Origin of the sequence: Streptomyces sp. SID3343 (assembly GCF_009865215.1) — a bacterium.
In the GTDB taxonomy this organism is placed as follows: domain Bacteria; phylum Actinomycetota; class Actinomycetes; order Streptomycetales; family Streptomycetaceae; genus Embleya.
In genome coordinates, this window is the sequence record NZ_WWJX01001101.1 from 1 (window position 1) to 2,077 (window position 2,077).

At 69.8% G+C, this 2,077-nt stretch carries 2 pseudogenes; both read right to left on the reverse strand.

What is annotated here, in order from left to right:
* Positions 1-1,115 (reverse strand): annotated as a pseudogene (locus GT354_RS34425) (hypothetical protein); the annotation flags it as partial.
* Positions 1,116-1,860: 745 nt separating this feature from the next.
* Positions 1,861-2,077 (reverse strand): annotated as a pseudogene (locus GT354_RS34430) (IS5/IS1182 family transposase); the annotation flags it as partial.

Sequence of the window (2,077 nt, forward strand, 5' to 3'; positions counted from 1 at the left end):
GGCCACGGGTCGTTGATCGCGAACCCGGACCAGCCGTTGGCGGAGCTGATCTTCTCGCGGTGTTGCGCGAGTTCGTAGGCGGCGGCCAGGGTCGCCAGGACCGCCGCCCGGCCCGCGCCGAAGTGGTAGACCCGCCCGTTCGCCTCGGGCAGGCTCATGCCGTTCTGCGCGTCCGCCGCGATGGACACGACGCCGCTGATCCGCTCACCGATCATGATCGTGTGCAGGGTCACCGACTTGCCGGCGCCCGGCGCTCCGACGATGAGATCGGTCATCGCGCCCAGCGTCGGGTCGTACAGGTTCAGGTACGCGAACCGCCTGTCGTGGCGCAGGCCGGTGCGGATGCGGCCGAGCGAGTCCATCGTGAGGTCTTCGACGGTGGCTTCCCGCACGTCCATCAGCGGGTGCTCCCGGTAGACGGACACCAGTCCGTCGCCCAGGCCGTCCGTCTCGACCATGCACAGCTCGGCGTCCTTCATGCCCAACGCCCTCGCGATCTCCTGCTGCGGCAGGCGGATCATCTTGCCCTCGGGCGCCTGGATCCGACCCACCAGCCGGTCCTCCTCGAGGCGGTGGTCGATCATCTCCATGCCGGGCGCCACACCCCCCGGGTCCGACACCCACGCCCGCCACATCTGGGGGAAGGTGCGCGGCGCGGCGGCGGCGCGCAGCGTCGGGGTGGCCGTCAGGGCCATCCGCCCGGGGCCCGACCCCGGGATCGGGGACACCGTGACCGACCCCAATGGGAAGTCGAACGCCGCGGCGAGCCCGGCCGGCGTGAACGTGGGAACGGCGCGGCCGACCTCCGCGACGACGACGGCGTCGAAATCCGGGGCTGCCGGGTCGAATTGCCGGATGCCGGTCAGCCGGGTCCCGGGCGGCAGATCGGGAGCGGCCTCCCACATCGCGGCCAGCGCCTCGGGATACGTGTACTCCCGCTGCGCCGGGGCGGCCTCGGCGGTGGGGGCGTCGGGGATCGCGATCACCCCGGCGGAGCGGGTGATCGGGGTCGTCCATCCCATCCACGCGCCCCACGTCGCGGGCAGGAGCATCTCCCACCACGCCGCGCCCGGCGCGGTGACCGCGGCGGCGTACAGCGCGCTGCCGGTCAGCACCGGCAGCGCGCGTTGGCAGCTGCGCAGCAGCCGGTGGTGGCCGTCGTCGTCGGATCCGGCGCGCGTGGTCAGAACCTGTTTTCAAGCCCAGCCGTATTGACCTCCGCATTGGGTGACGTGCAGCGATGGCTGTCAGGTCGCCCGGGGGGTTCGGGGCGAAATGGATTTTGAAGGGCCCTTGTCCTCGCCAGCGGCCTCGGCTGGCAGGTCGCGGCTGTCGGCGAGTTCGTAGATCCGCCCCCTCACCGTTCGAATCCGGAGAGCAATCCGCCGATCTGCCGAAGGTGCGTCGTTCGAACGATATTTGGGTGATTTGACGGCGAATGGGCAGATAGGTTCCAGTCAGACATCCGGTTTCCGTAACCTCGCCCTTGAAGGAGAACCTCGTGCGTCGCCTCATCTGCACGGTCGCTTTGCTTGGTGTCGCCCTCGCGGCCCCGCTCGCTCTGACTGTCCCGGCTCAGGCGCTTCCGGCCACCCACAAGGCCACTGCCCAAGGCCCCTGCTCGGGAGACCTGCCAGTGGAAACCTTCGATGGGTGTATGCCTGCCGGAACCGTCGTGGACGACGGCAAAGATCATGGTGCGTACTGATCAGGATTCGATGAGAGCGTGCTTTTTGGTTGACCGTCCAAGCGGCGGCTCCGAGTGCCCGGACGCCCCAGTGGCCCCGCCTCCGGCGGGGCCACTGGGGGTGCGGGTGTCGATGGCTTCGAGAGCGAGCCGCGTGAGTCGGGGTTCCGTGGTCAGCCCGGGCTCTGCGGCTTCTTCGTCCAGGAGTCGGTTCGGGGGCCTTTGCGGCTCAGGCGTCTGGTCATCAGGGTGATGAGCGACCAGTTCAGGTGGGCTTCGCTGTGTTGCGGAAGGCGCTCGTAGTCGCGGACGTTGCGGCGGGCCCGCATGATCCAGCCCAGAGTGCGCTCGACCCGCCAGCGTCGGGGCAGGACGACGAACCCGACCGTG